Raw genomic sequence first — 23,343 nt, forward strand, 5'->3', positions numbered from 1 at the left:
CAGCCTGAACTATGAGTCAACTTGCCTCCTGGCGAACCGGCAGCACCCGCGTGCTGCCGGGTTTTGGCCTTTCTATGGGTATCAGCGTGCTGTTTATCTCGCTGGTGCTACTACTCCCTATTACGGGCCTGTTCGGTCAGTTAGCGGAGCTTAGTTTTGCCCAATACTGGGCGATCATCACCGAAGGACGCGTGGTTGCCAGCTATATGGTCACCATTGGCGCGGCAGCCGTTGCAGCGATTATCAACGCCATATTTGGCTTATTGCTGGCGTGGGTGTTAGTTCGCTACGAGTTCCCTGGCAGGCGCTTACTCGATGCCTTAATGGATCTCCCCTTCGCGCTACCCACCGCAGTGGCAGGCATTACGCTGGCAACCCTTTATGCCAGTAGCGGCTGGATGGGTGGATTGCTGGAGCCGCTAGGGTTTCAAGTCGCTTACACCTGGGTGGGCATCGCCCTGGCTATGGCCTTTACCAGCATCCCGTTTGTAGTGCGCACAGTGCAGCCGGTGCTGGAAGATATGCCAGTGGAAGTCGATGAAGCCGCTATGTCATTGGGTGCTACCGACGGCGTGGCCTTTCGCCGCGTGATCTTGCCGCATATCTGGCCTGCCTTGGTGACCGGCACTGGGCTGGCGTTTGTTCGTTCGCTAGGCGAGTTCGGAGCGATCATTTTTATCGCCGGTAATATGCCTTACGAAACAGAAATCACCGCGCTGATGATTTTCGTCAAGCTGCAAGAGTATGACTATGCGGGGGCCTCGGCGATTGCTTCAGTGGTGCTGTTTGTCTCGCTGGCGCTGCTACTGGCCATTAATATTTGGCAGGGCCGCTTTGTGCGCCGTCTGCATGGAGGTAAGGGATAATGCGTCGAATTGGTGATGCGCCGCTTATCCGGCGCCTGCTGATAAGTGCCGCTCTGGTGCTGTCAGCACTGTTTTTACTGCTGCCGCTGGTGGCCATTTTTGCCCAGGCATTCTCCCAGGGCGTTATGGTTTTCTGGTCGAACGTCAGTAACACCTTCACCCTGCACGCGATTGGTCTGACGCTGATGATTGCGCTACTAACCATTCCCGTGTGCCTGGTATTTGGCGTTGCCCTGGCGTGGCTGGTCACGCGCTTCAGCTTTCCTGGGCGGCGCATTTTGCAAACGTTGATCGATATCCCCTTTGCGGTCTCTCCCGTTGTCGCGGGTCTGATTTACCTGCTGCTGTATGGCCGCAACGGCTGGATCGGCACTTGGCTGGACGGCCATGATATTCAGCTGATGTTTTCTTGGCCGGGCATCCTCATGGTGACTATTTTTGTTACCTGCCCCTTTGTGGCCCGGGAACTGATCCCGTTGATGCAGGCCCAAGGCTCCCGTGAAGAAGAAGCAGCCGTGACGCTTGGTGCTTCCGGATGGACGACCTTCCGGCGCGTCACGCTGCCCAACATCCGCTGGGCACTGCTGTACGGCGTTATCCTTACCAACGCCCGTGCGGTGGGGGAATTTGGGGCTGTTTCAGTGGTTTCCGGCGCTATACGCGGCAAGACCAATACGCTACCACTGCACCTTGAGCAGCTTTATCAGGATTATAATGCCGTAGGGGCGTTTGCCTGCGCGGCGCTACTCGCCTTTATTGCCCTACTGACGCTCGCCGCCAAGGCCGGGCTGGAATGGCGCGCAGCGCGCCGGGAGGCATTTGCATGAGCATTCACTTACATAACATCGCTAAGCACTTCGGCACTACCCAGGCGTTAGAGCCGATCAACCTGGATATTCACGAAGGCGAGCTAGTCGGCCTGCTTGGCCCTTCGGGCTCGGGCAAAACGACGCTGCTGCGGATTATTGCCGGCTTGGAAAATGCCGACCGCACCGCACAACCCAGCAAGATTTTGTTTGGCGACCGCGACGTGACCAATGTACATGTGCGCGACCGGCGAATTGGCTTTGTTTTCCAGCACTACGCGCTGTTTCGCCATATGAGCGTCTACGACAACGTGGCCTTTGGCCTGACCGTGTTGTCGCGTCAACGCCGCCCCAGCAGCGGTGAGATTCGCACCCGGGTGTTTAGGCTACTTGAAATGGTCAAGCTGGAGCACCTCGCCAACCGCTACCCTGCTCAGCTTTCCGGCGGCCAGCAGCAGCGAGTATCGCTAGCCCGCGCCTTGGCAGTGGAACCGGAAGTACTGCTGTTGGACGAGCCTTTTGGCGCACTTGATGCCAAAGTGCGCCAAGAGTTACGCCGCTGGCTGCGCCACCTGCATGACGAGTTCAATTTCACCAGCGTCTTTGTCACCCACGACCAGGAAGAGGCGCTGGAGCTTTCCGACCGCGTCGTAGTCATGAGCAACGGCCGTATTGAGCAAATTGATACTCCCGATGAGCTCTACCGGGAGCCCAAAAACCGCTTTGTGTTTGAGTTTTTAGGCGATGTAAACCATCTGGAAGGCAAAGTGACCAACGGCGTACTCACCTGTGGCGACGCCTATTGGCACGTGGATCTACCCGATGGCCATGAAGAGCTGCTGCTACGCCCCCATGAAGTGCGGTTAACCGAGCAACCCACCTCTGAGAGCCACCTACCGGTCACTATCACGGCGATCTCGCCGGTGGGCGCAGAAGTGCGCGTGGAGCTAGAGGCGGATTGGCTCGCCCAGCCTTGGCTGGCTACCGTGCGCCATACTGACTTTGAGCACTTGGCGCTTCGCCGCGGGCAACGCTTATTCGCCCACCCCCGCCACTGGCGACGCTTTCCCAACGCTGAGTCGAAAGCAACGGAGCAAAGCCGCGTGGCATAACGCTACGGAAGCGCTAGCTGCCCTAAATGGAGCAGCTAGCGTTGACGTTTCATCGCATTAGCTCAAAAACGCATTTGCCTAAAGGTCAGGCTCACCCGCGGCTCAACATCTTTCTTGGTTTTAGGCAGGCTATGTAGCCAGTTTTGTTGTGTAGTACCTTTCATAATTAACAGACTGCCGTGCTCTAAATTAAGCGACACGCTATCCCCTGTTGGCTTATGCTTAAACGAGAATTTCCTTGCGCCGCCTAGGCTCAACGCCCCGATTGATCCACTCTCAACAAGGTCTTTTTCGGCGTCACTGTGCCAGCTCATGCCTTCATCGCCTGAGCTATAAAAATTACCCAGACACGAATTAAACATCTCCCCGCAGTGGCTCTCCACCACCTGCTTAATCTCTCGTAAAAAATCAGGCCATACTAACGCCATCTTTGTATATCCTGAGTATGTATAGGAAACCGGCTTATCCGCATACCAGGCTATTTTCCTCTTTGTAACGATCTCTTTGCCGTAAATAAACGCACGATCATGCTCCCAGGTTAATTCGCTTAGGCACTTATCCAGATACATATCGGCGGTAACTGTATCCAAGACTTTACCGTGGTAGTAAGCCTCACCATCCCTTGGAAGCAGATTAATCAACTTCATATCCTCGTTTTCAAACAGATCCATTTTCACCCCTCTAATGCCCGAAGCCGCGGAAAGCGGCGCCAGCCGCCCCGTGGCACGAAGCCAACCCCGACGCCAACCCCGCGCCTCAAACCATAAGCCTTCACATTCCGGTTTAAAAACACGTAACAAGAGCAAGAAACGGGTTTTTTCGATGCTATCAAAAGCCAATACTGCATTGCCATGGAGCAAAAAACCAAGACACACCCTGACCACTCCAGGTAAAAAACTTAAAAAAGCCAACCATCATTTAGCGGCTTGAGGCTAAGAGAAAATCTTGAAAAGGGACATAAAATGAGAGCAATAGACTATATACGACTGCTGTCACTAGCCGCTATCTGGGGAGCAAGCTTCCTTTTTATGAGAATCGCCTCACCGGCGATAGGCCCAATCAACACAGCATTTTTTAGAGTCTTTTTTGGCCTCATTGGTTTGGCTTTTATCATCGTTATCATACGTAAAAGCCTGGTGTTCAGAGGCAAACTAGGCAAAATTTTGATTTTGGGTGCTATAAATTCAGGCATCCCATTTCTTATGTACAGCATAGCAGCAACACTACTACCTACTGGCTATTCAGCGATTCTAAATGCGACAACGCCTTTAACAGGTGCCATGATTGGCTTTTTTATCTTTAGCGAGAGTTTAACTATAAAAAAATGGCTGGGCGTAACGCTAGGAATTGTTGGCATCACTGTTATCACCACTGTGGGTGACTCAAGTATCGTTGGCAACATCTATATTGGCGTGGCTGCCTGCATGATAGCCACTATTGGTTACGGCTTTGCTGGCTTTCTTACCCGCAAGTGGATAACCCAACAGGGTGGCCTGGATTCAACGCTGGTTGCGTTTGGCAGTCAAATAGGCGCTACCGCTTTTCTCAGCCCTTTTTTGCTTTGGAATATTTCATCTGGCCCCAGTATCGACTGGCTTCAAGGTGATGTGTGGATCAGCCTGTTCGCAGTCGGCTTTTTATGCACCTCCCTCGCTTATATCCTTTATTTTAGATTGATTGCCGACATTGGGCCGTTACGGTCACTCACCGTTACATTCTTGGTGCCACCCTTCGCGGTGTTATGGGGCTTTTTAATTCTTGATGAAACGATTTCCAGCGGATTCTTACTTGGCTCTTTGATCGTTTTACTTTCCGTTTGGCTAATCGTGAGTCCCGATTCTCAAAAAAACAGCCTAACGAGCTAGGGTTTGTACGAAAAGTCGGCGAGCAAAGACTAGACAAGGCAAAAATCAACGAGAAAGCGGAGTTTACGGGGTGTAAATGAGCATTTCGAGGCGATTTTTAACGCGGTATTGTCGAGCGCAGGCAGTTTTCGTACAAAGCCTAGCTTGTTTCACTGCTTTCTCATTCACAACGGAGTGCAAAGGCAATATACAGTGAGACATCGGAAGTGATTGAGCAAAGCCACATCGCCAGAACATACCGCCAACGCGCTACCCGCGTTATACTGGCGTTTTAGCCATAGCGGAGGAAGACCATGCTTCGGCGTCACTTTTTACGGATTTCGGGTGTACTACTTGCCAGTGCATGGCTTGCTGGTTGCGCAAGCCCCCAATACTTACAACTCAGCCCGGAACGCAGTGCCCAGGTGCCGCAAGTTGGCTCAGGCCAGCAGGTGACTGTGATTGCCCAGGATGGACGCGAGAGCGACATCATTGGCAATCGAGCAGGCGGCGGCATGTCGACGGCGCACATTACCGTGAGTAGCCACGAGTTAATTCCACGCCTGCAAGAAGAAGCTGAGCGCGCGGTACGCGATATGGGCTTTAGCCCCACCACCGAGCAGGCCGAAGGCCGCCCGAGCTTGACGCTGGAACTTGCCAGCCTGAACTACGCCCGTGGCGACAGCGGCCAGCCACTGGTAGATGAAGCGCGTCTTGAAGGCGTTTTCCGCGCTATTGCTAAAAACAAGGGCACTACCTATACGGGCACCTACACCTCGCGCCGTACCCAGGGCTACGCCCTTAAGCCCGATGCCGACAGCAACGCACGGATGCTTAGCGACCTACTTAGCGATGGCATGAACCGCGCCTTTAGCGATCCAGAACTGGCCAATTTACTCGCACGCTAAGATTACCCTTTATAGAAACACCTCTGACTCGGGCTGCGCCTCTTTACTCCTAGAGCCGCGGCCCGCGTCGTTCAAGTGCCCATACGCTTTCCGTTCGGCCACGCTCATCGGGGCTGCCCTGTTCCAGAAACGTCAGCGTGAAGTTGGGGGTGAACAGGCTTTCGATTTCGCTGTTGGGCACGCTATAAGGCGGCCCAGCACTGCCCTCAGGATGCGACAAACTAATCAGCAACCCCTTGGCACCAGGCGGCACCAACTGAGCAAGGTGAAACGCATAGCGCTGCCTTGTTGCAGGTGGCAACGCTATCAGCGAGGCGCGATCATAAAATGCCCCGATCTCGGCGGCTTGCTGGATATGCAGGTGAAAAAAGTCCCCGCACCATAGCTCCACGCTGCCTTGGCGGGAAATCGTAAAATCTGCCTGACTGTAGCGGGATACCGATGTGCTGCGCTGAGCCAAAAACTGCTCAATGGCTTCCGGGGCAAACTCAATTCCCAGAACGGGATAACCCTCGTCTGCCAACCAGCGCATATCAAGGCTTTTACCGCACAGCGGCACCAATACCTTGGTGCCTTTAGCAACGCCGAGCGACGCCCAATGACGCAGCAACGCCGGGTGTGCCTGCTGCAGGTGAAAGCCTATACGCCCTTCTTGCCAGCGCTTGCGCCATTGATCGCTCATTATTTGGCCACCGTGAAGTCGATTGCACTAGCGAAGAGGAGGCTTATCGCGCCGTTAAAACCAGCGGTCACGCTTTTTACGCCGCCGCGGTAGGTGCGGCACAATCAGTCCCACCAACAAGCCTGCGCCAGCCACACCGCCGCCATACATGAAGTAACGCATCAGCAGGTCTTCCTCCTGGGTTTCCAGCCGCGCTTGAAGCGCCCTAACTTGCCGGCGGGACTGCTCCGCTTGCGCATCCAGCTCTTGGTTGCTGGCCTCAAGCTCGGCAATGCGACTCTCACGCAACTCTAGAGTCTCAGTCATTGAGGCCGTACGCTGTTCCCAGGTTTCATTGATGCCCTCAAGCTCGGCGGTGAGTTCCTCTACCTGGGCTTCTAACGCAGGTAGCTGTTCAACCGCACTGGGTGTTTCTTGAAGCTCATTGCTCAACACCCAGACCGCATTGCCATCACTGTTGCGCACTCGGGTGTAGTCACCGCTGGTTTCCAGCACCTCTACCTGCTCGCCTGCGTTGAGCGTGCCAATAATGCGGTAACCATCAGTTGGGCCGCTGCGCACATAGGTGCTCAGTTCATCGGTCACCCAGGCTTGGTTAGCAGATTGGGCAGTGGCATTGAGGCTGGTAACACTGAGTAAAATGCCAGCCGCAGCGGCGTAATTTCGATAACGAGTTCTATTTACTAGCATGACATCATGTCCTGATTAAAAACGCTGCAAGGCGGACGAAGCCAACAGCGCTTATCGCCTAACTTAGCGGTGCGCTTGTCTCATACGCTTACCCTTCTCCGCGCGGGGGCAACGGAAAGGGACGGGGGAACTCCGCTACCCGAGTATCGGTTTTGACCGCTTTCAATGGTCCTTCGCGCTCTACTTCATCAATGCGCACAATCGCATTTAACGGTAGGTAGCTACGCTTGACGCCATCGAAGGTTCGTTGCAATTTTTCAGTTGCAGGGTCAACCACTACCCGTGAAGCATCGTCAAAGACAAACTCCTCGACTTCAATAAAGCCCCAGAGTTCGCTTTGAAAGATTTCTCGGACGTATAAATCCCAAATTTCACCCTGCTGGTGGACCACCACACGGTAGATCGGCTTGGCCGCCATCTTGGCCTAATCCTCTTGCCATTCGTACATTAAAAGTTGAACCGCCTAGCTTACCATATTCCCATCGCCGCGCCTTTAGGCTTAACCCTTAGCAAGCTTAGCGTTAATACGACGGACAAAGCGCTCATTAGCCGGGCATGCGCCTCTCATGTATGGTAGCTAGCGTGGTTTAGCAATAATATTTTTTCACCAAGTAGGAGTCATCAACATGCAGAAGGATCCAAATAAGGGCTATATCGCTCTGTTAGGCTGGAGCCTCAATGCGATTGAAGCGGCCGAAAATTTTGACCGTCGCTACATTGTCGTTGCACCTGATTGGGCGGAAGAGTATTGCCAAAAACACGACATTCCCTACGTGCCTTGGAATTTCGAGCGACTCAATGACCGCTCGATGGAAATTGCCGAGACGCTTAAAGAGAAAGGCGTCGATGTCGCCATTCCACTCTACGAAGAGACCGTTGAGTGGGCCGGGGCCATCAACTCTGTGCTACTGGATAACCCGCGCCTTTACGGTCAGTCGTTGCTGCTACGCGATAAAGCGTTGATGAAGCGTCGCGCCCAACTTGGCGGCATCCGCGTGGGTATCTTTGAAGAAGCCCACGATAAAGAAGATGTCGTGCGCTTCCTAAAGCGCGTTAACCAGACACTGCTTAAGCTGGACGGCGACCCCAACGACCCGATTCACCTTAAAGCGTTTGATAAAGCAGGATGTCTTGGTCATCGCGTTATTCGTACCCCAGATGAAGTCGATACCATCCCGGAAGAAGAGTTCCCGGTACTGATGGAATCGCACCTGGATGGCTGGGAATTTGCCGTTGAAGCATGGGTTCACGATGGCAAAATCGCTTTCTTGAACATCTCAGAGTACGTGACGCTGGGTTACTCAGTGTTTGTGCCCGCATCGCCTGAACTTGAGATTTACCGCGAACAGATCACCCAACAGATCGAGAAGTTAATTAAAGCGTTCGACATTGAGTTTGGCTTGATCCATCCGGAATACTTTGTCACCAGCGATGGTGAGATGTACTTTGGCGAAGTAGCTTACCGTCCGCCCGGCTTCAAGGTATTCGAGCTGCTAGAGCGTGTTTACGGCTTCAATGCTTACCAGGCTTCCATGCTGGTGTTCGACCCGAAAACCACGAAAGAAGAAGTGGCCACGTTCTTTCCGAAAGAAGTGGTCGATGCCGATGGCTTTGCCGGTTGCTTTGGCGTTTACCCCCGCCGTCGTGTGGTCAGCCGCTTGGAAATTCCCGAAGAGACCGAAGATCACCCCTACTTCGAGTCTCATGAGCTAACCTCACCAGTAGAAGAAACCGTTACTAAACGCACCGCGTTTGGTACCCATTGGGGTCTGGTCTACTTCAAAGGCGAGGATGCGCATACGATTCGCGATCTGCTAAAACGCCAAGAAGACCTCGACTTCTATGTATAATCCCCGCTAACGCTGGGATAAGGAGTCACCGTGGAGACAGATCAAGTGACGTCTTCTCAAGAAGATAGCAAGCTCAATGGATTGTTGAGCAAATTTGATGACGCCGTTCGCCTGCTTACCCAGGCGCCCGCCTTCTCAAAACCCGCCAAGCTGCCGCGTGTGATGGACACTGCGCGTCGAGTACTGCTTCAGGACGGCGGTTGTGCAGCACTGGAGACCCGCGCGCAAGCGTTTGAGGACTCCGGTGTGTTTTTGGGCTCCGATTGGGAAACACCCCAATATTTGGTGCCGACTCTGACAACCTTCTCGCTGAAAAGCGCGGATGCCAATGTTGTCGTCATTGAGGCGCTAAGCGAGCTTCGGCTCCTAGCTGTGGCTAAAGGCAATTTTGAGCATCCACTGGTGTCCGCAGAGCATGCTCACCATTACCTGACTCAGGTAATGGCGATCAATTTGTGGCTACTGTTTTTACCGCCCAGCGAAGCGGAGCGGGAAACCCAGGGGCGCCTGGCCACTATTCCCCGCCAGCTTTTCCAGCATTTAGCCGAGCGCATCGGCTACGAGCACATTGTTGATCGCCTGATCGATGAGATTTGGCGCATTTTAAAACAGCGCCCTATTCAGGTTGATTCGATCAAACAGATGATCACCCAAATTGCGCTGTGTCAGGCCAACCCGGAAATTGATCTTGGCGCCAGCGGCCAGGGCGCCGACCGCCTGGTGAGTTCGCTTTATGGCCCAACTCAAGCCTGTCGTGAAGACCCTGGGGTCGACGTTTACCGTGATCGGTTAGAACGTATGGATCAGGCTGCTTTGCAGGCTGAATCCACCGGTTTCGCCCGGGCGATGCACGACACCGGCCTGGTATCGCCATATCACGCCGTATTACTGCGTCATCTACTCGAAGAGGGGGATCACTTACTCTCCGAAGCACTGGGCCTTTCATCTACCGGCCGCGACTGCCTGCTCTGCTACCGCGAGCTTGTTCAAGCGCTAATTCGTGGCGGCGTTTACCCTGCTACCGCTCAAGCGGTTTACGGCCTGGCGCTGATGCTTGAACGCGGCATTCTCTATCAGCCGCCGGTAGCACCGGCAATGTGGCGTCAGCTTAATCTACCGCTATCAGAGTGGGCACAGTCGCGACTCTCCATGGCCTATGGCGACACTGTTTCTCCCCGGGCACGCTTGATTGAGGGCGTGCTCTGCATGCTGGGATTACCGCTAGGCGTTGGTCAGGGCAACAACCCTACCTGCCAGTCGGCACGGGCGCTCTCCATGTGGGCCTATAACGACCCAGATTACCTGCTGCAGATGGTGGCCTGGGCGGCCCGGGATGACGAAATCATTATGCATTTTGAAGGACAAGCCATTTCATCAATGGCGAGTCTCTCAGGTGTGGCGACCCAGTTACCCATCGATCTCGACCCGGTTTCGCTGATTGTCGTGCCGCACTTGGATCGAATTTATGCCGAAATGGGCCGGCGCTGCATTGGCCGTGAAGGTGACCCTCACCGCTGGGTGAATCCTGAATTTCACGGCTGGTGGTCTGGCCGCGGCTTTCGCATCAATGTCGACGTTGCCACAGGTCAACTAAGCGATGTTGATGACTTTATACGCCACTTCTTCGCTTACTATCACCCTTATTACAATGGCAACCAGCCGCTGATTCACCCTCAGCCAGCGGGCATTGCGGTCACCGATAGCGCGGCGCGTTTTATCGGCTGGCACGCGATTACTATTTTGCGGGCCTCTCTCGACCCCTCTGATGTTATGCGGATTTACTTCTATAATCCCAACAATGATAGCGGGCAGGATTGGGGCGATGGCGTCATTGTGAGTACATCGGGCAATGGTGAACGTTTTGGCGAAGCCTCGCTGCCTTTTGAGCGCTTTGCATCGCGGCTGTATATTTACCACTATGATCCCCTGGAGCGCGTTGACATCGCCGACGTCACCAGCGAAGAGGTGGAAAATGTCAGACACTTCCTGCATCGGAGCTGGGGAGCCTCGCGCCTTCCACCTACCGAGCTACAGGCGGATCAAGGCTCCAACTCAACCCTCCCCCATTCACCGCTACCCGAAACGCCTCGCGACGAAGGGTAACAAGTACGCTTAGCGACACTTTCAATCACTATGATGCGACTCGATCAATTGTTGGTCATCCAGGGGCTGGCCAACTCGCGTACCCGCGCCCAAAGGCTTATTCGGCACGGGCGGATACGGCTTGCCGAGAACGGTAAGCCGTTAACCAAAGCATCCGAAAAATGGCCCGACGATACCCGGTTTGAAGTAGAGGACGATCCCGAAGAGCGCTATGTGTCCCGAGCAGGGTTGAAATTAGAGGCGGTGCTCACAGCGCTTGAGCTGCGTTTTGATGACGCTGTTGTGCTCGACATTGGTCAATCAACCGGCGGCTTCAGCGACTGTGCGCTGCACTTTGGCGCCCACCATGTGATTGGTGTAGAGGTTGGCCACGGACAGCTTGCACCTGAGTTGCGCAGCGACCCACGCGTCACCTGCCTGGAGGGGATAAATGCGCGCTCAATGAGTAGTAGCGAAGCCCTCAATAGCGCGCTTGCTGCTTTCCCCATTGATAGCGCCATCATGGATGTGTCGTTTATATCGCAAACGCTGATTCTGCCCGAGATTGCTGCCCTTCTGCCAGCGGGCGGTCAGTTGATTTCGCTGGTGAAACCGCAGTTTGAGCTAAGCCCTGGCGCCCTGGATAAACGTGGCGTGGTACGCGACGCTAAACGCTTTGCAGAAGTGGAGGCCAACATTCGTCGCAGTTGCGACGCCTGCGGACTTACCATTCAACATTGGCAGGAGAGCCCGATCACCGGTGGCGACGGCAACCGAGAATTTCTCCTGCATGCAGTAAAAGAGCCTTAAAAAAGAGAGCTTAAAGTGCATTACGTAGACGCAGGGGGCAACTGATTCGCCGACTGCACTTTAACCTCCTCGCCTTGCTCAGGGTGTAGCCACACATCCATCTGCTCAAACGCCACGCGTATACCCGCTTCGCGAAACAGCGCATCTATACGGCAGTTGATTTCATCGGCAGCAAACAGCCGGTCGAGCAGATCATTGACGAAAATACGCAGTTCAAAATTGAGGCTGTGCTGTCCATAGCTTAAACAGAAAACCTGAGGCTCTGGGTCGGTTAGCACGCGGGGGTTTTCGTCCGCCACCTTACGTAATAGCTGGTGCACCTTGGCCATATCGGAGCCGTGGGCCACACCGTAGGTGAGCACAACACGGGTGATATTATCCGACAATGACCAGTTGATCAGTTGGTCAGTCACAAAGGTTTTATTGGGGATAATAATCTCTTTACGGTCGAAATCGGTGACAGTGGTCGCACGGATACGGATACGGCTGACGGTGCCGTGCAAATTTCCCAGGGTAATCGTATCGCCAATCCTAATCGGGCGCTCAAACAGGATGATCAAGCCCGATATAAAGTTGGCAAAAATTTCCTGCAAGCCAAACCCCAACCCCACACTCAAGGCGGCCACCAGCCACTGCAGCTTGTCCCAGGAAACGCCCAGGGTCGACAGCCCCATGACAACCCCCGTACCCACAATGGTGTAGGAGAGCAGCGAGCTAATGGCATAGGCGCTGCCCTGTTTCAATGACAGCCGGGATAGCACCATCACTTCTAACAGGCCGGGTAGATTGCCTGCCATGATAAAGGTAATAGCGACAATCAGCAGTGCAGCAAAGACGTCGGATATCGATAGAGCGTTATCGACCAGATCCCCTTCTTGCGCCTCCCACAATGACACGTTGTCCAAATAGCCGAGCACCGAGAGCAAGTCTGACCAGACCAAATAAAGCAGCGCACTGAAGCCGATCAAGACAATCAACTTGGAAAGCCGCAGCGACTGGCTATTGATCTGCTCCATATCCAGCGGCGGCTCTTCCACGACTTCGAGACCACCTTCCGCCCCTTCCTGCACCTGAGCACGACGGCGCGCCAGAGCACGGCGATAGGCAAGCCGCCTTGCAGCCACCGCAAGGCTTCTTACCAAGGTCGCCTCCACCACAACCCATAACCCCAGCAAGTAAAGCGTGATCGCGAATCGCCCCACTAGGTGCAACGCGGTGTATTCGTAGCCCCAAACTACCAATCCCAACAGCATCAGCGGCACCGAGGCCATCGCAAGCCCCAACAGCAAGCGAAACAGGCGCACGCCAAAAATAGGGATATGCGCCAGTATCAACTGCGCCAGCCACCAGCTCATCGCCAACAACCCAAGCGACAGCAACCCCAACGCAACGGGACGCAGTGCCAGCGGGGTTTCCATCTCTCCAGACATCGCCGCAATGGCTATGACAGGCACCAAGGAAATGCCGAGCCCACCTAACAGCTGGCGTAACCGAGCGTTGTAGTGCGCAGACCAGGTAAAGTGGCGCTCGGCCACGCCATCGGCGACCAATAGCCTGCGGCCCCAGGCGACCACCGCCCAACTTAACGCCAACTGAAGCAGCGCAGGGGCAACGCTATTAGCCAATGGCCCAGTTGCCCCCAAGAGCCCAACCCCAACCCCCGCCAAGGCCAGCGGGCCGGAGAGCGCTAGCAGCGCATTCAGCAGCACCGCTTTGGGGGTATGCAGCTGGGTATCGCTTTTTAACCGACCAATCTGCGAGTGCAGTTTATCCAATCGGGCTTTAATCTGGCGTCGTGACCCGATTAATACCAGGCTTAATACCATCAGGGGCGCCCCTCTGAGCACCTCCCAAGAGAGCCCTTTCCAGCGAGTGGGTAAAATGGCTCGCCACTCCCCTTCCTGCCACTCCAGCTGGAGGTTGCGGGGCAATTGACGCAGCCAATTGATATCCAAAGGGCGACTATTAGCAACCCAAAACAGCTGCTCATCAATGGTTTTACGCAGCTCACTGGTCGTTGTGACCAGCTGCTGCTGGTTGAGCTGAAGCTCAATCGCCGCACTTAATAAGCTGCCGTAAGACTGTTCCAACTGCTCGACCAGCTCACGGCGGGATTGATAAAGCTGCGAAAGGGAATCGATCAGTCCCGGCGTCGCCTCTATGCCCTCCTCGGACAGCCGCGTAGCAGCATACTGTTCGCTTTGGCGTAGCTGATCGCGCTGGCGGACTAAATCAAACTGCTTTAAGCGCAGGTCGGCAATTTCGTCCTGCAAATCCCGGGGCGCAGACAACGGAGGCAGCGACTTGCGCTGTTCGCGCAGAATTCGCGACAGCAGTTGACTGCCGCGAATAGCCTCGATTTGCTCATTAAGGCTACGCTGTAGCTGACGCACGTTCTCCAACTGCCGCTGGGCTTCAATATTGTCACGCACAACAGTATTAGCACGGTCGGTTGCCCGTAGCAGCTCCAGGCTTAGGGTCTGGTTGGTTTGCTGCGCTTGCACCACCACCGGATGTCCCGCGGCGATCAGCGGGTTATCCCTGGCAGCGTCGGCAATGGCTTGTTCAGAGGCCAACCGACGCTGCCGATCAATCACCCCTTGTAACATCGTTAGCTGCTGCTCTTGATAATCGACCTGCAGCATCAGCACATCGCGCCGCTCCTGAGCTAATTCGCGCAGGCGGCTGTTAGCGCTTAGCTCGCGCTGATAAAAGCTTACTTCGCGTTCGGCCAGCGCCCGTTCAAGGCGTAATTGGATCAGTTGCGCATCGCTAAGGGCAGAAAGTTGACGATCCGCCAGCAAAGCCTCGCGCTCATCGTGCTGTCGGCGTAAACTTTCCGCGCGCTGAAGGGTTTCCGCAATGGATTGCTGGGCCCGCTCAGGGAGTGTTTGAGCGGCTAACAGTTGCGAGTTCACTTCCGCCAATTGGCTTTGCAACTGCTGCAGCTCGACCACGGCATTAGTTTGCAACGTTTCCAGCTCGTCGAGGGGGCGGTCGCTCAAGTCGGCAACCGTTAGCTGCTGCGAAGCTTCTTCCGCTTCGCTCAACTCGCGCTGCAGGCGTGCTAACATTTCAGGGGCTTGTTCTACCCGGGTATCTAGCGCGGCAAGACGCTCGTCAACAGAAGCCAGCCGCTCATAAGCTTCGAGGGCCGCTTCCAGGGCCTCTTTATCGTTGGCCTGCTGGGCGGTCAAGGGTTCTTCAAGGGCTTCTAACTGAGCAAGCCTTGATGCCAATTCAGCCTGCTCGGGCACCCGCTCCAGCATATTGGTCTGAAGCGCAGCGTAGGCTGGATTAATAGCGACACTGCTCATGACAAGCAGCAGGAACAAACAGGTTATACTCCACTTACAGGCGCATCTCACCACGTTACGTATCAACACGTTACTTAGGGCCTCGCTGACATCAAATGCTCCGCAGAGACGGAGAATGAGGTTATTGTCAGGCGTTCTGGTGGTCAGCGCAATCAGAGGTGTTGACTTCCACAGGCGGCGTGATAGAAACAAGCTTGGCGTTTACTTATTCCTTCATTTTGCGAGTCACCTTGATGGTCACCCGAAAATTGCCGTTGACGAAACTTATTGTTCTGCTGAGCCTTGCTACGTTTAGTGTGAATGCCGTTGCCGAGTCTCAGCAAGAGATTGAGGCGCGTATCCGTGCCCTCAATGCTGAACTGTATGATCTGCATCAACAGTTGCAGCAGATAGAAAACCCCGAAGACGCCGCGCTAGACATACCGTTTGAACAGTTGCCTGAAGAGGCTGCAAGGGAAGATTTAAGCGATCGCCGTGAACTTGAGCAGGAATCAACCCGGAATCCGTTTTCAATCACCACCCACCGCACCAACTATCTGTTCCCTGTTAGTTACAATGCTAACCAAAATCGTGAAAGTTTCCGCACGGTGGCTAACGGCACCCCCGCAGATCGCGTGGAGTTAAAATTCCAGTTCAGTGCCAAGGTTAATCTGGCTGAACAGGTATTCGGTAACTACGGCGACGTCTACTTTGGCTACACCCAGCGCAGTTGGTGGCAGGCTTATAATACCGACGCCTCATCACCCTTTAGGGAAACCAACTACGAGCCGGAAGTGTTTATCGACTTTGACAATGCCTGGGAAGCGCTTGGCTGGGTGAATACCCGCAACCGAGTATCTCTCAATCACCAGTCTAATGGTCGCTCAGATCCTCTCTCGCGCAGTTGGAACCGGGTATACCTTGAAAGCACCTTCCAGCGCGGCGACTGGGCGTTCACCCTGGCACCCCACTGGCGGGTACCGGAATCCTCAGAGGATGACGACAACCCGGATATCGAACGCTACATGGGATACGGCGATATTCGCCTCGCCAAGCGTCTCAATAATAACCATGAAGTGAGCGGTCAGTTACGCGGCAATCCCAGCGCTGGCAATATCGGCACCCAGATTGATTACAGCTGGCCCGCTTTCAACAGCTTGCGAGCGCATGTACAGTACTACTACGGATATGGTGAAAGCATGATCGATTATGATCATCGCGTGCACCGCTTGAGCCTTGGGTTTAGTTTAAATCCCTTATTTAGTGCGACAGGGCTGAACCGATAGACGCATTTGCTTGTCTGTTACTAGCTGACTGCTATGCTTGTAGTCAGCAGCAAAAATACAGTAACTAATAGTTAGTAGCCCAATCATTCACTCGTCAAAGGAAGACTCCATGGCTAAACGTCAACCCACCTACTCTACTCAAGCCGATCAACTCAAAGATGATCTGCGCCACTTGAGTGAAACCGTTGAAGAGCTGGTCAATGCGACCGCTAAAGATGCCAGCGGAGAGATGAACGATCTACGTACTCGCGCCGAACGTCGTTTGAAAGACACTCGTGCACGTCTTGAAGCTCGTGGCGAGCGTATTTATGACGAAACCCGCGACTCGCTGACTCATCAGGCCGATGCGTGTGATCGCTACGTCCATGAAAACCCCTGGACAAGTATTGGCATTGGTGCCGCAGTAGGTATGGTTGTGGGTATGCTGCTCGGTCGTCGCTAATGGCTTTGGGCCCCACCCAACGCGTCTTCTCTGCCGCCAAACGCTTGCTGAAATCGCTGATTGCGAATAGCGAAACCCGCCTGCGTTTGGCGGTGTTTGAGTTAGAAGAGGAGCGTGCTCGCTTACTGGTTCTACTTCTTCTGGCAGGAGCTAGCTTACTGCTGCTCTTGTTGGGTATTGCCACTTTGACGGCACTGGTAGTGGTTATATTCTGGGATACCTATCGCTTAACCGCCATTGCCATCAGTGCAGGTGTGCTGATCGGCGCCAGTTTGCTACTCGCGGTTATTGCGATTCGCCAGTCCAAGCAACACTCTCTGTTAAAAGAAACACTCAAACAGCTTGCTGCTGATCGAGCACTGCTTGAGGAGCCAAGTGATGAAACCATCCGCAGACACCGCTAAGCCACCAACCAAACCGCTCAGCCGCGCTGAACGCAAAGCGCTTTTGTTAGCCGAGCTAGAGCAGCAGCGCGTGGATATTTTGGTCGATAGCGAATTTTTACAGCAAGCCGCCTCACCACTGGATAGAAACTGGCAAAGCTTCAAGCTGCCGCTTTACGCCATTGGCGGCTTTGCTGCATTCAAGCTGATGCGCCACCCAGGTGGAGCAATGGCGGCAGGCAGAAAAGTCCTTGCGGGCTATATGCTACTCAAAAAACTTAAATTATTAGCCAAAGTGGCTAGTTAATTTGGACGGCTGTGCGGCTCGCTGACTGTACCTTAGAAGCCAGCGAGCGGAGATTAGCCAAACATCGTTTAAGGCGGCCACTCAGTGAAAAATTCTGGCCTGTCGGCCAACTTAATTTGATCACTTTCGTTAAATAGCTCGCTATTCGCTTTATACCCGACACATTTGGCCCGAAAGCTGAGCTTCTTGTGTGATTATCGGTATTTAGCGACTAACTGCTGAAAGATGCCGAAACATCAGGCGCCTGAGCACGCTTAACCAGAACTGCTGGTGCGGTCTCTTTGAGCCCCAAAGCCAGGACTCCAGCAATCACACAAATAGCGCTCATTAACCACAACGGTGCGGATTGGCCAACACTATCTGCCGCAGCGCCTGCTAGCGCCGGTAGAACCCCACCTCCCAATATCTCACCAATACCCATTACAAAACCCAGGGCTGTTGCAATATGGCGCGAATCGACGGTTTCAGAGGGAACGGTGGCCATAAAAAGCGGAAAGATGCCGTTCAATGCCCAACCAAAGAAAAACAACACTGCCAGAATAATAGCCGAGCCATCAAAATACATGGCGCTTAAGGTGAGGATGAGCCCCATAAATGGGGTAATTACCATTACTGGCTTACGACCAATTTTGTCAGAGATACCGCTGACGACGAAGCTTCCGACCGCTGCCGAGATGCCTAAAGTTCCCATCAGCCACCCCATGGTTTCAGCAGAATAACCACGTACACTGGTTAGGTAAATTGGCATGAAAGACCAGCAAGTTACTAAGTATCCAATCAATAACACCGCAATAAGCGAACATAGCAGCATATTTCGATGAGCGAAGACCTCTTTGAGACTTGGGCGCTGACAGGACTGATTCACACCCGTTGCGATAGGTACTGAAGATGCTGTCGGTTCACGCATTAACCACCAGAGGAGTCCAGCGGCTAGAAGACCTGGAAGCCCTGCAAGGAAAAACGCCTCTCGCCAGCCAAAAGCAGAAGCAACAGCCACAAGGACAACCGGCGCAGCAAAAGAACCCAATAAATTTGACCCGAAGTTCTGCATGACCCCCATAGCAATGCCCCGCCTTTCAGGAGTAACTTCTATTGCCGTTACTGATTGCGATATAGGCAGGATAGGGCCTTCTGCAACACCCATAAGCAATCTAGCACCGAGAAGCAATAAGAATGAGGTGGCAAGACCTGATAAAAAAGAGCAGAGAGAGAACACAATCGTCGCCATGATCAAAAATATCTTTCTTCGGCCACTTCGATCAGACATTGCACCAAATATTAAACCAGATATTGCCCAGGTGACTGATAACGCAGAGGCTGTTAGGCCTATCTGTAGGTTTGTCAAGGCCAACTCTGGCTGAACAAATGGCATCAGGAAGTTAAGTGCATTCCTGTCAAAAAATACAATGCCAAAGTTAAGGCTCAATAGAGTAACTAAAAGGATTTGATAACGAGTGTTATTGGGCGTGTTAGGCAGGGTAGCTGTATTATTGTTAGTCATGGCTTATTAACACCTTGCATTGATGGGTGCGCTTTTTTAACGCTTCAAATGCGGTTGGCACATTGTTAAGTGGCACGGTCTCGGTGATTAAATGGCGAGGCTCTACAACGCCAGAATCGAGAATATCCAACGCACTTTCGTATTCACGTCGTGAGAAGAAAACGGCAGTTTGAAGGCGTATTTCCTTTGATAAAGCACTAAAGGGTATAAAGCTGTCAGGCTTAGTGCATAAACCAAGAAGCAGAATCGTACCGTGCGTGCGAACCTGCTCAATGGCTTGCGCAATGAGACCAGGAACGCCCGCACACTCGAATACTATGTCTGCTGAACCTCCAAGTGACCGCTCTGCAGCTTTAATGGGTTGATATGGATCACAAACAAAACCGGTCGCCCCCATGTCATAGGCACGTTGTTCTTGGTATCGGGTAATATCCTGTATGACAACCGTCTGAGCGCCAAAGCGGCGCGCCCAAAAAGCGACAGCTAACCCGATAGGCCCAGCACCAAGGATGAGGACACGGTCACCAGGTTTCATGCCGGATAGCTGGAGACCATGGAGAGCAACGGCTAAAGGCTCTACAATTGCACCGTCGTCCATGCTTGCATTGAGAGGAAGAGGTACGCACTGGCGCGCAGCGGTGACGGCATATTCACCATATCCCCCTCCCTCCAACGCCATATCTAGACACCAAGCAGGATTCCCAGAACGGCATGCAGCGCAATAACCGCAACTTCGGAAAGGTATAACGGATACAAGATCTCCTATAGATACATCACTGACTTTTCGACCTAAAGCGACTATCTCGCCTGCATATTCGTGACCCAGCACATCGCCAGGACAAATGCCGAAAATGGGATCCTCAGTCATATGGAGATCGGAGCCACAAATTCCACATCGTTTCACCTGGATGACAACCTCATCGTCTCCTGGTGTAGGGTCTGGAAGTTCGCAAACATCTAAAGGCTGGTGTAACCCCTGAAAGACGGCAGCACGCATCAGCCCACCCTCCCAAGAGAAGTGCCTCCGTCAATAACCAATTGAGCACCGGTCATATAGGAAGAGGCGTCAGAGGCTAGGTATAGCGCCAGTGCCTTGATCTGTTCAGGATCAGCGATTTCCCCTAGAGGTACCTTGGCGTTCCAGGCCTGGCGAACTGCTTCGTCTTTCAACCAGCCACCACCAATGTTGGTTACGAAACCGCCGGGCGCGATAGTGTTGACCCGGATCCGGAACTCTGCCAACTCTAAGGCAACTTGACGTACTAAATGGGACACTCCCGCTTTTGCAGGCATGTAAGCAAGCCCGACCACAGGCTCTGTAATAAAGGCAGCATTGGAGGACGTGACAACAATTGATCCTCGACGCCGTGGCTTCATGTATTTAGCTGCCACTCGCAGAGTATTAAAGACCCCCGTCAGATTAATAGAAATTGTTCTATCCCAGCGGGCTGGATCTAAAACGTCAATCTGACCATCTCTATTTCGCCCTCCTGAAGGGTTCCAAAACCCTGCCCCAGGATCGATCCCCGCATTAGCAAAAACAATATCCAAGTTGCCAAACTGGCGGACATGTTCTTCGAAGGCTCGACTGGTCTGCATTCGATCAGCGACATCTAGCTGGACAGCATGAACCTTGCAGCCTTCGTCACGGAGCCTTTGTGCCTCACATTCGGCTGCGTCGATGTTTATATCCGCTAGTGTCACGTTAGCGCCGTTTTCTGCCAACGCTTCGGCATAGGCAAGTCCTAAACCTGAGGCTCCCCCCGTGATCAGGGCTGAACGCCCTTCTACGCTGAATTGCTCTAATACACGCATACCCCACCTCATAGAAATAACTGCTCATTGATGGGGATATTGTGTTCTTCACAGTAAGTGACGTAGTGATTGATGAACCAGAAAACATCCAGCGTTTCTGCCCACTCCCCCTTCTCATCGAAGAACTCGTTAGCTCCCTGCATCCAAAATAGAGCTTTCATTCCATTAGCATCGTCGGTCACTAACGTGTGAGCCTGTCCGGGCATTTCCGTTATAAACTCTCCAGGCCCGCAAACCCAGTCGTATTCCAAATATCGGAAAGATCCCTCCATTCCTACAGCCCATACCATTCCTCGGTGCTTATGGGTACCAATCACACCAGGGCTTTTAATCCATAAAATATTGCAATAAACATTATTTCTTACATCAAAGGCCAGATGCCGTATAGCTGCATTATCACCAAAAGGAACCCATGGGCTTTCTACCTCAGAGAGCCCTACATAGCTTCCCTCACGCCCAAATCGGTCTTGCATTGCCTTCATTGGTTCAGGAACTTCTACGATACGATAAGCATTACTAGCGGGTGCATTAGCCATTATTGTTCTCACTTTATTTATGGAAACGATGTATTACAGAGAACTATTCAGCAATTGCTATGCCAACTACTCAAAACCTAGACCTTAGTATAAAAAATCAAGTAAAATTCTTATTATTCAAAGGAGGTTAAGAGACTAGAGACGACTAAAGTACAACTGAAGGATTGAACAAGACTCGCCAGTATTTAATTAATTTAATATTTTTAATAAAAAAATGAGAAAGACATGACAAAAAAAATGATGCTTTCGAAAATGACAACGCAACCCAATCAAGCGAGTTCTTGTAAGATAGGCCTTGATGATGGAGACCCACCCACTTTACGTGATTTGACAGAGAGGCTGCGCCTTACCCCTAACGATGGAAAAATTTGGTTCGATGATCGCCGCATGGTGCTACTTGGGGCTAATGCATTTGGTGTGTTGCGCAGGGAAATCATTGAATCACTAGGCTTTTCTAGAGCATGCAGCTTGCTGATGCGCGTAGGTTTTTCAGCTGGATCTGCCGACGCAGCTTTTGTACGAAAACATTGGCCACTAAACGATGAAGCTGGTGCGTTGACCGCGGGGGAGCGGTTACATGCAGTCATGGGGATGGTTAAAGTCGAAACGGTACGACGCGACCACGACATCCCGAACGGTATTTTCAATGCCGAGTTCCTTTGGCATGGTTCAATCGAGGCCGCCGAACATATAAATGCGTACGGCCTATCACGTGAACCGGTTTGCTGGATGCAGCTAGGTTATGCCAGCGGCTACGCCAGTGCTTTCTACGGTAAGCGAGTGATATATCGTGAGTTGGAGTGTGCTGGCTGCGGCGGCTCTTTCTGCCGAATCGTAGGTGAGATGACAAACCAAGAAATAGGCAGTACCCATGACCTTAGCTGGCTCACTCCAGGAGAATACCTTGCGCCTAGAGCGCGTAAGTCGTCTCGACAAACCCCTGGCGTGACGACAGCGTCATCTCCTGCCTCTATCCGTGAGAAAATAGATACCCAAAAGATCGTGGGTATTTCAGCAGCCGTCAGTATTGCTTTGCAGAAGATCGAAAGAGTCGCGCCAACGCCAGCCACGGTACTGTTCAATGGAGAATCCGGTGTTGGGAAAGACTTGTTTGCTAACGAGCTTCACCGCAAAAGCAACTTGGCAAACGGCCCCTTTATCGCCCTTAACTGTGCTGCAATCCCTGACACATTGGTTGAGGCAGAGCTGTTTGGCGTAGAGAAAGGTGCGTTTACAGGTGCAGAAAAAAGTCGACCGGGTCGGTTCGAACGAGCCAATGGGGGCACACTATTTCTTGATGAAATTCCATCATTAAGTTATGAGGCACAAGGTAAGCTTCTGCGCACCCTGCAGAATGGCGAAATAGAAAGAGTCGGTGGAGCACACCCTATCCAAGTTAACGTCAGGGTTGTTGCCGCCTCAAATAAAGATCTTTTCAAGGAAGTGCAGAATGGACTATTCAGAGAGGATCTTTATTACCGCTTAAATGTTTTTCCTATTCGCCTTCCCCCTCTTAGAGAACGCCAGGATGATATCCCCTTATTGATCGAACATTTTTTATACCGCTACTCAAACGTTTATAAAAAAAATATTCCAGGACTCACCCGAAAGGCTAGTGAAGCACTTTTAGACTATAGTTACCCTGGAAATATTCGCGAGCTGCAGAATTTAATAGAACGTGGCGTGATTAACGCGCTAGATTCTGAACCGCTCAATGTGTTTCATATGTTTGATGACGTTGGCTTTGCCACAAAACTCAACCCCCCTGGTCAGTCAGGTCTCAATATTGATCCCACAGGGGAACTGGAGGCTGGCACAAGTGGGCCTGATCTATTGGGCCGGGGTAAGCTTGACGATACGCAGAAGAGCGCTAAATGTCACCGGAGAAGTGAGGCAGAAATTTTGTCAAATGCACTTTATAAAACAGATGGCAACGTGTCGAAGGCCGCCAGAGAACTAGGCGTAACGAGAGCTAAGCTAGCCTATCGAATTCAAAAAGCTGGATTAGATCCTAGTCTGTTTCGGCACTTGTAAGGAAGCGCCTGATCGACCTACCAGCCGACCTCTTGGCAGCATTGCCCTAGGCTCTGTTGACTTTTCAGCGCTGCCATAAGCGAAACGTCAACA

The 23,343-nt window shown here is 52.8% G+C and carries 22 protein-coding genes; 13 read left to right on the forward strand and 9 right to left on the reverse strand.

Annotation, left to right across the window (positions count from 1 at the left end; genetic code table 11):
* Nucleotides 1-11: 11 nt before the first annotated feature.
* The 3 genes from cysT to YERSI8AC_RS15160 are packed head-to-tail and all read left to right on the forward strand — an operon-like array spanning nt 12 to nt 2,784.
* The gene (gene cysT, locus YERSI8AC_RS15150; protein ID WP_022522803.1) at nt 12-866 is read left to right on the forward strand and encodes a sulfate ABC transporter permease subunit CysT; all 855 of its coding nucleotides are present in this window, start codon (nt 12-14) and stop codon (nt 864-866) included.
* Nucleotides 866-1,693, forward strand: a complete 828-nt coding sequence (cysW, locus tag YERSI8AC_RS15155; protein ID WP_022522802.1) for a sulfate ABC transporter permease subunit CysW — start codon at nt 866-868, stop codon at nt 1,691-1,693. Before cysT ends, cysW begins: the two co-directional genes overlap by 1 nt.
* The gene (locus YERSI8AC_RS15160) at nt 1,690-2,784 is read left to right on the forward strand and encodes a sulfate/molybdate ABC transporter ATP-binding protein (RefSeq protein WP_159177010.1); all 1,095 of its coding nucleotides are present in this window, start codon (nt 1,690-1,692) and stop codon (nt 2,782-2,784) included. Before cysW ends, YERSI8AC_RS15160 begins: the two co-directional genes overlap by 4 nt.
* Before the next feature lie 62 nt (nt 2,785-2,846).
* Here YERSI8AC_RS15160 and YERSI8AC_RS15165 read toward each other — a convergent pair whose 3' ends face one another.
* A complete protein-coding gene (locus YERSI8AC_RS15165; RefSeq protein ID WP_236557306.1) occupies nt 2,847-3,659 on the reverse strand; it encodes an alpha-ketoglutarate-dependent dioxygenase AlkB family protein in 813 nt (270 codons plus the stop codon).
* An 87-nt stretch (nt 3,660-3,746) separates the two neighbouring features.
* On the opposite strand from YERSI8AC_RS15165, the gene YERSI8AC_RS15170 reads away from it, so the two are divergent.
* Both YERSI8AC_RS15170 and YERSI8AC_RS15175 read left to right on the forward strand, forming a co-directional pair.
* Nucleotides 3,747-4,649 carry a DMT family transporter gene (locus tag YERSI8AC_RS15170; RefSeq protein ID WP_159177011.1) on the forward strand — a complete coding sequence of 301 codons (903 nt, stop codon included), beginning with the start codon at nt 3,747-3,749 and terminating at the stop codon, nt 4,647-4,649.
* Nucleotides 4,650-4,942: 293 nt separating this feature from the next.
* On the forward strand, nt 4,943-5,536 hold the full coding sequence (locus tag YERSI8AC_RS15175; protein WP_159177012.1) for a YajG family lipoprotein: 594 nt from the start codon (nt 4,943-4,945) through the stop codon (nt 5,534-5,536).
* Nucleotides 5,537-5,585: 49 nt separating this feature from the next.
* Here YERSI8AC_RS15175 and YERSI8AC_RS15180 read toward each other — a convergent pair whose 3' ends face one another.
* The 3 genes from YERSI8AC_RS15180 to YERSI8AC_RS15190 form a co-directional block, all read right to left on the reverse strand.
* On the reverse strand, nt 5,586-6,218 hold the full coding sequence (locus YERSI8AC_RS15180; RefSeq protein ID WP_159177013.1) for a thiopurine S-methyltransferase: 633 nt from the start codon (nt 6,216-6,218) through the stop codon (nt 5,586-5,588).
* A 54-nt stretch (nt 6,219-6,272) separates the two neighbouring features.
* A complete protein-coding gene (locus YERSI8AC_RS15185) occupies nt 6,273-6,908 on the reverse strand; it encodes a TIGR04211 family SH3 domain-containing protein (protein WP_009287976.1) in 636 nt (211 codons plus the stop codon).
* A gap of 88 nt (nt 6,909-6,996) precedes the next feature.
* Nucleotides 6,997-7,326, reverse strand: coding sequence for a DUF1820 family protein (locus tag YERSI8AC_RS15190; RefSeq protein ID WP_022522794.1), 330 nt, complete (start codon nt 7,324-7,326; stop codon nt 6,997-6,999).
* Nucleotides 7,327-7,534: 208 nt separating this feature from the next.
* Here YERSI8AC_RS15190 and YERSI8AC_RS15195 point away from each other — a divergent pair, with 208 nt between their 5' ends.
* The 3 genes from YERSI8AC_RS15195 to YERSI8AC_RS15205 are packed head-to-tail and all read left to right on the forward strand — an operon-like array spanning nt 7,535 to nt 11,650.
* Nucleotides 7,535-8,758 (forward strand): ATP-grasp domain-containing protein, encoded by a 1,224-nt coding sequence (locus YERSI8AC_RS15195; protein ID WP_009287975.1) that lies wholly within the window; start codon nt 7,535-7,537, stop codon nt 8,756-8,758.
* 30 nt (nt 8,759-8,788) lie between these two features.
* Nucleotides 8,789-10,861 (forward strand): hypothetical protein, encoded by a 2,073-nt coding sequence (locus YERSI8AC_RS15200; protein ID WP_022522793.1) that lies wholly within the window; start codon nt 8,789-8,791, stop codon nt 10,859-10,861.
* A gap of 30 nt (nt 10,862-10,891) precedes the next feature.
* Nucleotides 10,892-11,650 carry a TlyA family RNA methyltransferase gene (locus YERSI8AC_RS15205; RefSeq protein WP_022522792.1) on the forward strand — a complete coding sequence of 253 codons (759 nt, stop codon included), beginning with the start codon at nt 10,892-10,894 and terminating at the stop codon, nt 11,648-11,650.
* 20 nt (nt 11,651-11,670) lie between these two features.
* On the opposite strand, the gene mscK is transcribed toward YERSI8AC_RS15205, so the two are convergent.
* Nucleotides 11,671-14,985, reverse strand: a complete 3,315-nt coding sequence (gene mscK, locus YERSI8AC_RS15210) for a mechanosensitive channel MscK (protein ID WP_022522791.1) — start codon at nt 14,983-14,985, stop codon at nt 11,671-11,673.
* A gap of 215 nt (nt 14,986-15,200) precedes the next feature.
* Between mscK and YERSI8AC_RS15215 the strand changes: the two genes are divergently transcribed.
* The 4 genes from YERSI8AC_RS15215 (at nt 15,201) to YERSI8AC_RS15230 (ending at nt 17,364) form a co-directional block, all read left to right on the forward strand.
* Entirely contained in the window at nt 15,201-16,232 is a 1,032-nt protein-coding gene (locus YERSI8AC_RS15215; protein ID WP_022522790.1) for a phospholipase A, read from the forward strand.
* 109 nt (nt 16,233-16,341) lie between these two features.
* The gene (locus YERSI8AC_RS15220) at nt 16,342-16,674 is read left to right on the forward strand and encodes a DUF883 family protein (protein WP_022522789.1); all 333 of its coding nucleotides are present in this window, start codon (nt 16,342-16,344) and stop codon (nt 16,672-16,674) included.
* Entirely contained in the window at nt 16,674-17,078 is a 405-nt protein-coding gene (locus tag YERSI8AC_RS15225) for a phage holin family protein (RefSeq protein WP_022522788.1), read from the forward strand. Before YERSI8AC_RS15220 ends, YERSI8AC_RS15225 begins: the two co-directional genes overlap by 1 nt.
* The gene (locus tag YERSI8AC_RS15230) at nt 17,053-17,364 is read left to right on the forward strand and encodes a YqjK family protein (RefSeq protein ID WP_022522787.1); all 312 of its coding nucleotides are present in this window, start codon (nt 17,053-17,055) and stop codon (nt 17,362-17,364) included. Before YERSI8AC_RS15225 ends, YERSI8AC_RS15230 begins: the two co-directional genes overlap by 26 nt.
* A 211-nt stretch (nt 17,365-17,575) precedes the next feature.
* On the opposite strand, the gene YERSI8AC_RS15235 is transcribed toward YERSI8AC_RS15230, so the two are convergent.
* Genes YERSI8AC_RS15235 through YERSI8AC_RS15250 form a run of 4 tightly spaced genes read right to left on the reverse strand, consistent with a single transcriptional unit; the run spans nt 17,576 to nt 21,216 of the window.
* Nucleotides 17,576-18,865 carry an MFS transporter gene (locus YERSI8AC_RS15235; RefSeq protein ID WP_022522786.1) on the reverse strand — a complete coding sequence of 430 codons (1,290 nt, stop codon included), beginning with the start codon at nt 18,863-18,865 and terminating at the stop codon, nt 17,576-17,578.
* Complete coding sequence (locus YERSI8AC_RS15240) at nt 18,858-19,862, reverse strand: alcohol dehydrogenase catalytic domain-containing protein (protein ID WP_022522785.1); 1,005 nt, start codon at nt 19,860-19,862, stop codon at nt 18,858-18,860. The genes YERSI8AC_RS15235 and YERSI8AC_RS15240 overlap by 8 nt, the downstream gene beginning before the upstream one ends.
* Entirely contained in the window at nt 19,862-20,680 is an 819-nt protein-coding gene (locus tag YERSI8AC_RS15245; RefSeq protein WP_027958417.1) for an SDR family NAD(P)-dependent oxidoreductase, read from the reverse strand. The genes YERSI8AC_RS15240 and YERSI8AC_RS15245 overlap by 1 nt, the downstream gene beginning before the upstream one ends.
* 8 nt (nt 20,681-20,688) lie before the next feature.
* Nucleotides 20,689-21,216, reverse strand: a complete 528-nt coding sequence (locus YERSI8AC_RS15250) for a 2,4'-dihydroxyacetophenone dioxygenase family protein (protein ID WP_022522783.1) — start codon at nt 21,214-21,216, stop codon at nt 20,689-20,691.
* A 225-nt stretch (nt 21,217-21,441) separates the two neighbouring features.
* On the opposite strand from YERSI8AC_RS15250, the gene YERSI8AC_RS15255 reads away from it, so the two are divergent.
* On the forward strand, nt 21,442-23,250 hold the full coding sequence (locus tag YERSI8AC_RS15255; protein WP_159177014.1) for a sigma-54-dependent Fis family transcriptional regulator: 1,809 nt from the start codon (nt 21,442-21,444) through the stop codon (nt 23,248-23,250).
* Nucleotides 23,251-23,343 lie beyond the last annotated feature (93 nt).

The sequence above is a fragment of the Halomonas sp. 113 genome (genome assembly GCF_904067645.1).
In the GTDB taxonomy this organism is placed as follows: Bacteria; Pseudomonadota; Gammaproteobacteria; order Pseudomonadales; family Halomonadaceae; genus Vreelandella; species Vreelandella titanicae.